The 6,870-nt window shown below is 68.3% G+C and carries 6 protein-coding genes; 2 read left to right on the top strand and 4 right to left on the bottom strand.

Translation table 11 applies throughout. The features are described 5' to 3' along the window. From AC3WQY_RS10875 to AC3WQY_RS10865, 3 genes are all read right to left on the bottom strand, one after another. The coding region (locus tag AC3WQY_RS10875; RefSeq protein WP_492708225.1) for an ATP-binding cassette domain-containing protein at nt 1–273 on the bottom strand (273 nt) is incomplete at its 3' end. A gap of 19 nt (nt 274–292) precedes the next feature. Further along, nucleotides 293–1,378, bottom strand: a complete 1,086-nt coding sequence (locus AC3WQY_RS10870) for an ABC transporter permease subunit (RefSeq protein ID WP_285232116.1) — start codon at nt 1,376–1,378, stop codon at nt 293–295. A 10-nt stretch (nt 1,379–1,388) separates the two neighbouring features. Next, nucleotides 1,389–2,312, bottom strand: a complete 924-nt coding sequence (locus AC3WQY_RS10865; protein ID WP_285232115.1) for a branched-chain amino acid ABC transporter permease — start codon at nt 2,310–2,312, stop codon at nt 1,389–1,391. Nucleotides 2,313–2,604: 292 nt separating this feature from the next. Here AC3WQY_RS10865 and AC3WQY_RS10860 point away from each other — a divergent pair, with 292 nt between their 5' ends. Both AC3WQY_RS10860 and AC3WQY_RS10855 read left to right on the top strand, forming a co-directional pair. Continuing rightward, nucleotides 2,605–4,512, top strand: coding sequence for a sensor histidine kinase (locus tag AC3WQY_RS10860; protein ID WP_492708222.1), 1,908 nt, complete (start codon nt 2,605–2,607; stop codon nt 4,510–4,512). Beyond that, complete coding sequence (locus tag AC3WQY_RS10855; protein WP_492708220.1) at nt 4,505–5,848, top strand: sigma-54-dependent transcriptional regulator; 1,344 nt, start codon at nt 4,505–4,507, stop codon at nt 5,846–5,848. The genes AC3WQY_RS10860 and AC3WQY_RS10855 overlap by 8 nt, the downstream gene beginning before the upstream one ends. On the opposite strand, the gene AC3WQY_RS10850 is transcribed toward AC3WQY_RS10855, so the two are convergent. Continuing rightward, nucleotides 5,845–6,777, bottom strand: coding sequence for an amino acid ABC transporter substrate-binding protein (locus AC3WQY_RS10850; protein ID WP_492708218.1), 933 nt, complete (start codon nt 6,775–6,777; stop codon nt 5,845–5,847). The genes AC3WQY_RS10855 and AC3WQY_RS10850 overlap by 4 nt on opposite strands. Nucleotides 6,778–6,870 lie beyond the last annotated feature (93 nt).

Raw genomic sequence — 6,870 nt, 5'->3', positions numbered from 1 at the left:
GATGTTCTGGAAGGTGCGCGCAATGCCGGTCTTGGCAACCTGGTGCACCGCCGTCGGCGCATAGGGCGCGCCGCCCAGCTCGAAGGTGCCAGCGTCGGGCGTGTAGAGGCCGGTGATGACGTTGAAGAAGGTGGTCTTGCCGGCCCCGTTGGGGCCGATCAGGCCATAGACCTGGCCCTTGTTGATCTGGATGCCCACCTCGGAGAGGGCTTGCAGGCCGCCAAAGCGCTTGGAGACGCCGGCGACTTTCAATACGGTTTCTTGTTGGCTCATGCTTTGCTCTCCTTGCTGCTCACTTGCTCACCGGCTGGGGCGCACCCTTGCCGTGTTCTCGCGCGGGCCAGAGGCCGCGCGGGCGCGAGAGCATGATGCCGATCATCGCCAGCGCCACCAGCAGCTGGCGCAGGATGGCGGCGTCCAGGCGGCCACCGGTCATCTCCTGCAGCGGGCCGGCCACATAGCGCAGCACCTCGGGCAGCGCCGACAGCAAGAGCGCACCCAGGATCACGCCCGGGATATGGCCGATGCCGCCCAGCACCACCATGGCCACGATCATCACCGACTCCTGCAGGCTGAAGGACTCGGGCGACACAAAGCCCTGGAAGGACGCGAACATCGAACCGGCCACGCCGCCGAAGGTGGCGCCCATGCCGAAGGCCAGCAGCTTCAGGTTGCGGGTGTTGATGCCCATCGCCTTGGCGGCGATCTCGTCCTCGCGGATCGCCATCCAGGCGCGGCCGATGCGCGAGTTCTCGAGGCGGTAGCAGATGATCACGGTGAACACCACCAGCGCCAGGAACAGGTAGTAATACAGCGTCACCGACGGCAGCGTGAAGCCGAACACTTCCAGCGGTTTGCCCAGGTCGATGCCGAAGAAGTGGATCGCGTCGATCTGGCCGATGCCGCGCGGGCCGTTGGTGATATTGACCGGATGCTCCAGATTGTTGAGGAACACACGGATGATTTCACCGAAGCCCAGGGTCACGATGGCCAGGTAGTCGCCGCGCAGCTTCAGCGTCGGAGCGCCCAGCAAGACGCCGAACAAGCCGGCAAGACCTGCCCCCAGCGGGATGATGACCCACAGCGGCGAATGCAGGCCGCCCGGGAACATCGCCAGGATGGACTCGAAGTTCTCGCTCAGGTGCGGGCTGGCCAGCAGCGCGAACATGTAGGAGCCCACCGCGTAGAAGGCCACATAGCCCAGGTCCAGCAGGCCCGCGTAGCCCACCACGATGTTCAGACCCAGGGCCAGCATCACATAGAGCAGGGCCAGGTCCAGGATGCGCACCGGGCCGTTGCCCAGCTGCTGCACGAACAGCGGCACGATCAGCAGGCCGATGGCGGCCGCCAGAAAGACGAACAGTTTGTTGTTTTGCATCGTGTACTCCTTAGGCACGATCGGCCACGCGCTCGCCCAGCAGGCCCGAGGGGCGCAGGGTCAGCACCAGGATCAGCGCCACGAAGGCGAAGATGTCGGCGTAATGGCTGCCCAGCACGCCGCCGGTGAGGTCACCCAGGTAGCCGGCACCGATGGCCTCGATCAGGCCCAGCACCACCCCGCCCAGCATCGCGCCGGCGAGGTTGCCGATGCCGCCCAGCACCGCGGCGGTGAAGGCCTTCAGGCCGGGCATGAAGCCCATCGAGTGCTGCACCGTGCCGTAGTTGGCCGCCCACATCAGGCCGGCCACGGCGGCCAGCGCCGCACCGATCACGAAGGTGGCCGAGATCACCACATCGGGCTTCACGCCCATCAGGCCCGCCACGCGCGGGTTCTCGGCGGTGGCGCGCATCGCGCGGCCCAGCTTGGTGTGGTTCACCAGCCAGAGCAGGCCGCCCAGGATGATGACGGTGATGACCAGGATCAGGATCTGCGTGACCGTGATCACCGGCCCGCCCAGGTCGATCGCGACCGAGGGCAGCAGCAGCGGGAAGGGCTTGGGATTGGGCTTCCAGACGATCATCGCCAGGGTCTGCAGCAGCAGCGACATGCCCATCGCGGTGATCAGCGGTGCCAGGCGCGGCGCGTTGCGCAGCGGCCGGTAGGCAATGCGTTCGACCGCGAAATTGAGCAGGGTGCACACGACGATGGCGCACAGCAGTGCCACCAACATCAGGGCCCAGCCCGGCAGGCCGGTGTCAGCCAGGGCGCTGACCACGGTCCAGCTCACGAGTGCCCCCACCATCAGGATCTCGCCATGGGCGAAATTGATCAGGTTGATGATGCCGTAGACCATCGTGTAGCCCAGTGCCACGAGCGCATACATGCTCCCGAGCACCAGACCATTGATGATCTGTTGCAAAAAAGTCTCCATCTGCTTACTTCCTTTTTGTGACGGATGAGCCGTCAGACTGGTGCCAGGGTTTGCAACACCCGTGCCAAAAATCACAAGCTTCGGGTAATCACCGAGATCACCCAGGGCCCAAGGGCCCGGCACGCCCCCGACCGCCGCCCGGGAGGGCGGAAATCGACACTGGCGCCCGCCGCACCGTGCGGACTTCGGCACAAACCAGCGCCCGGCCGGGCGAACGGCGGCGCCGGGCGATGGCGAGCGACAGCGGGGCATGCCGCCGGCGGCCCGAATGTTGGGCACACTACGCAAGCTCATGGTGTTCGCAGATTCCTCCTCCTGGCGCGGCCTGCGCTTTGCCTTCACGCCCGGCTGGCTGGCCCGGCTGCAGCGGCGGCTGTTGCGCCCCAGCTTCATGGTCTGGCTGACCCTGATCCTCTTGGGCGCCGGGCTCTGGCTGGGCCAGCGCTGGAGCGAGCGCAACGGCATCTCACAGCTCAACGCGGTGGCGGCGGAGCGCCTGGAGCTGTATGCGGCCATGCTGGAGGCCGAACTGGCCCGCCATGCCTATCTGCCCAGCCTGATCGCCATCGACGAGGAGGTGGCGGCAATGCTCGAGGCCCCCGGCGACGCCGCGCTGCGCCAGCGCGCCAGCCTGCGCCTGGCACGCATCAATGTGCGTGCCGGCGCGCTGATGAGCTTCATCGCCAACCCCCAGGGTCAGGTCTTGTCCAGCAGCCAGGCCCAGGCCAATGTGGCGGTGGAGCCGGGGGTGCTGAAGCAGGCGCTGGCGCTCAACGAGGCGCCCGGCCATTTCTTTGCGGCCAACCGCGAGCAGGCCAGCACCGAGTACTACCTGGTGCATCCGGTGCGCCGCGGCCAGCGCCTGCAGGCGCTGATCGTGGTGAAGCTGGACCTCGCGCCGCTGGAGGCGACCTGGGTGGACCTGGGGCTGCGCTCGCAGGGCGAGAAGCTGCTGGTGGTGGATGAGCGCGGCGTCGTCATCATGTCCTCGGTGCCGCGCTGGAAGTACCGCGTGCTGGGCGAACTCGACGAACAACGCCGGCGCGAGCTCGAGGCCAGCGGGCGCTATGCCGGCGCGACGCTGGAGCCCATCGGCCTGACACCCGAGGTGCTGGAGCAGGAAGACAGCAGCCTGGTGCCGGCGCCGCGCGACGATGCCGATGTCGGCCGCCGGCCACGCCAGCTGCTGGCGCAGCAGCGCGCCGCGGTGACTGCCGGCGTGCGCCTGCTGGCGCTGTCCGACCCCAGCGAGGTCTGGGCCCAGGCGCGCTATGCCGGCTGGGGCGGCGGCGCGGTGGGCGCCAGCGTGGGCATGCTGGCGCTCTACCTGGCCTCGCGCAAGCGCGCGCTGCTGCAGCTCTCGCGCGCCCGCGACGAGCTGCAGCTCGCGCATGGCCAGCTGGAGGGGGTGGTGGCCGAGCGCACGCGCGAGCTGCGCAGCACCAACGAGGAGCTGAAACGCCAGATCGCGCAGCGCATCCAGGCCGAGGACGAGCTGATGCAGGCCGGCAAGCTGGCGGTGCTGGGCCAGATGTCCACCGGCATCACGCACGAGATCAACCAGCCGCTCACCGCGCTGCGCGCGCTCTCGCGCAACAGCCTGCAGCTGCTGGAAAAGGGCCGCCACCAGTCGGTGGCCGACAACCTGCGCATGATCGACGACGTGGTCGAGCGCATGAGCCGCATCACGCGCCAGCTGAAGAGCTTTGCGCGCAAGGCCGAGGTGGTCTATGCGCCGGTCTCGCTGGCCGAGGCGGTGACCAATGTGCGCCTGCTGATGGAGCACCGCATCGAATCCGAAGGCGTGCGCCTGCGCGTCGAGGTGCACGAGGAGCTGCTGGTGCATTGCGACGGCAACCGCCTCGAGCAGGTGCTGGTGAACCTGCTGGCGAATGCGCTCGACGCGGTGAAGGATTCGAACGAGCGCTGGGTCGGCATCAGCGCGGCGCGCGCCGGCGACCGCGTGGTGGTGCGCGTCAGCGATACCGGCACCGGCATGGACGACGCCGCGATCGCGCGCCTGTTCGAGCCCTTCTTCACCACCAAGCCGGCCGGCCAGGGGCTCGGCCTGGGCCTGGTGATCTCAACGAAAATCGTGCATGAGTTCGGCGGCACGCTGCGGGCGCGTCGCGGCCCGCATGCCGCCGGGATGAGTTTTGTTTTCGACCTCAAGGCGGTCGACAGGGATGCCCATGTTTGAAGGTTACAAGGTCCTCTTCATCGAGGACGACCCACCGGTGCGCGCCAGCCTGGCGCAGACGCTCGAGCTGGAAGGCCTGGAGGTGCAGGCCTGCGGCTCGGCCGAGGAGGCGCTGGCATCGATACAGCCCGGCGCGCAGCTGGTGGTGGTGACGGACGTGCGCCTGCCCGGCATGGACGGCCTGGCGGTGCTTGACCATGTGATGGCCACCGACGCCGGCATCCCGGTGGTGCTGATCACCGGCCATGGCGACATCGCGATGGCGGTGCGCGCGATGCGCAGCGGCGCCTACGATTTCATCGAGAAGCCCTTCGCGCCCGAGCGCTTCGTCGAGACCGTCAAGCGCGCGCTCGACAAGCGCGTGCTGCGCGTGGCGGTGGACGAGCTGCGCGCCCAGCTGCAGCGGCGCAGCGGCATCGAGGCGGTGCTGCTGGGCAAGTCGGCCGCGATCGAGCAGGTGCGCGCGCAGATCCTCAACCTCGCCGACACCTCGGCGGACGTGATGATCCTGGGTGAGACCGGCACCGGCAAGGAGCTGGTGGCGCGCTGCCTGCACGACCAGAGCCACCGGCGCGACCGCCACTTCGTCGCCATCAACTGCGGTGGCCTGCCCGAGGCCCTGTTCGAGAGCGAGCTGTTCGGCCATGAGCCCGGCGCCTTCACCTCGGCGGCCAAGCGCCGCATCGGCAAGATCGAGCATGCCAATGGCGGCACCCTGCTGCTGGACGAGATCGAGACCATGCCGATCACGCTGCAGATCAAGCTGCTGCGCGTGCTGCAGGAGCGCCGCCTGGAGCGCCTGGGCTCCAACGACGAGCTGCCCATCAATGTGCGTTTCATCGCCGCCACCAAGGCCGATCTGCGCGCCTTGAGCGAGGCGCAGAAGTTCCGCGGCGACCTCTACTACCGCCTCAACGTGGCGACGCTGGAGCTGCCGCCGCTGCGCGAGCGGCGCGAGGACATCCCGCTGCTGTTCGAGCATTTCGTGACCCAGGCCTGCGCGCGCTACGAGCGCCCTGCCCCGGAGCTGACGCCGCAGCGCCTGCGCGAGCTGATGGCGCACGACTGGCCCGGCAATGTGCGCGAGATCCGCAATGCTGCGGACCGCTTCGTGCTGGCGATCGGCAGCGGCGAGGGCGTGAGCGCGGCCGAGGCCGGCGCCGGCCTGCCCAGCCTGGCCCAGCACATGGACCTGGTGGAAAAAGCGCTCATCGAGCAGGCCCTGCGGCGCGCCGGCGGCAAGGTGCCGGTGGCGATGGAGATGCTTGGCATTGCCAAGAAGACGCTCTACGACAAGCTGCACCGCCACGCCATCGACCTGGAGAAGTTCCGTTAGCGATAGTGGTTCGGGTCCGCCGAGTCGGTGGGCCTGGCGATGACGCGCTTGAAGGCCTCGTTCATGGCGAGCTGCAGATTGATGCCGCGCGGCGGTATCGGCGCGAGGAACCAGCGCTGGTAGATGGCGTGGATCTCGCCGCGCTTGTAGAGGTCGGCCAGCACCCCGTCGACCAGCTGCTTGAAGCCCGCATCGTCGCGCGGCAGGCCCAGCGCATAGGGCTCGACGGTGAGCGCCTCGTCCGAGATCACGTAGTCGCCCGGGTTGGCCACCCCGGCCAGCGCGCTGCGCAGCAGCACATCGTCCATCGCGTAGGCCACCGCACGGTCGGTCTGCAGCAGGCGGAAGGCATCCTTGTCGTCCATGCCGCCCAGGATCTTCATCTCCAGGCGGCGGCTCTGGTTCACCTGGTGCAGGAACTGGATGCTGGTGGTGGCGATGGTGGTGGCCACCGGTTTGCCGCGCAGGTCTTCCAGGCCGCGGATCTCGGCGCTGCGCTTGGAAAGCAGGCGGCTCTCGGCCACGAAGGTGGTGATGGAGAAGGCCTGGGTCTTCTGCCGCTCGGCGGTATTGGTGGTGATGCCGCATTCCAGGTCCACGCTGCCATTCGCCACCAGGGGCATGCGGGTGGCCGAACTCACCGCGATCAGCTTCACCTCCAGGTCGGGCAGCTCCAGACGCTTCTTCACCGCCTCGATGACGCGCTGGCAGAGGTCGATCGAGTAGCCGATCGGCTTGAGCTTGGCATCCAGGTAGGAGAATGGCGCCGAGGCGACGCGGTAGCCCAGCACGATCACGCCGGTGTCGCGCACCTTGCGCAGCGTGGCCGAGGCCTCCTCGCCCTGCGCGGCCGCGGGCGCGGCCAGGCCGGCGCACAGCGTCAGCGCGGCACTCAGGCGCAACAGTGGGGCAAGAAGCTTGGAATTCATGGCGGAGCCGCGCATTCTCGCCGCAGCCGTGCGCCTGGCAAGCGGGCAAGCCCCAGGGCGCCGGCGAAGCCGGTCGTGCTCAGGGCCACTTAT

It is taken from the genome of Roseateles sp. FW301-B2 (assembly GCF_058788955.1).
The sequence above is the reverse complement of the archived record's forward strand: the minus strand, read 5'-3'. Positions and strand labels throughout refer to the sequence as shown.

Excerpts from the sequence above, each read along its gene's own strand:
- AC3WQY_RS10870 (WP_285232116.1), bottom strand. The coding sequence starts at position 1,378 with ATGCAAAACAACAAACTGTTCGTCTTTCTGGCGGCCGCCATCGGCCTG.
- AC3WQY_RS10865 (WP_285232115.1), bottom strand. The coding sequence starts at position 2,312 with ATGGAGACTTTTTTGCAACAGATCATCAATGGTCTGGTGCTCGGGAGC.
- AC3WQY_RS10860 (WP_492708222.1), top strand. The coding sequence starts at position 2,605 with ATGGTGTTCGCAGATTCCTCCTCCTGGCGCGGCCTGCGCTTTGCCTTC.
- AC3WQY_RS10855 (WP_492708220.1), top strand. The coding sequence starts at position 4,505 with ATGTTTGAAGGTTACAAGGTCCTCTTCATCGAGGACGACCCACCGGTG.
- AC3WQY_RS10850 (WP_492708218.1), bottom strand. The coding sequence starts at position 6,777 with ATGAATTCCAAGCTTCTTGCCCCACTGTTGCGCCTGAGTGCCGCGCTG.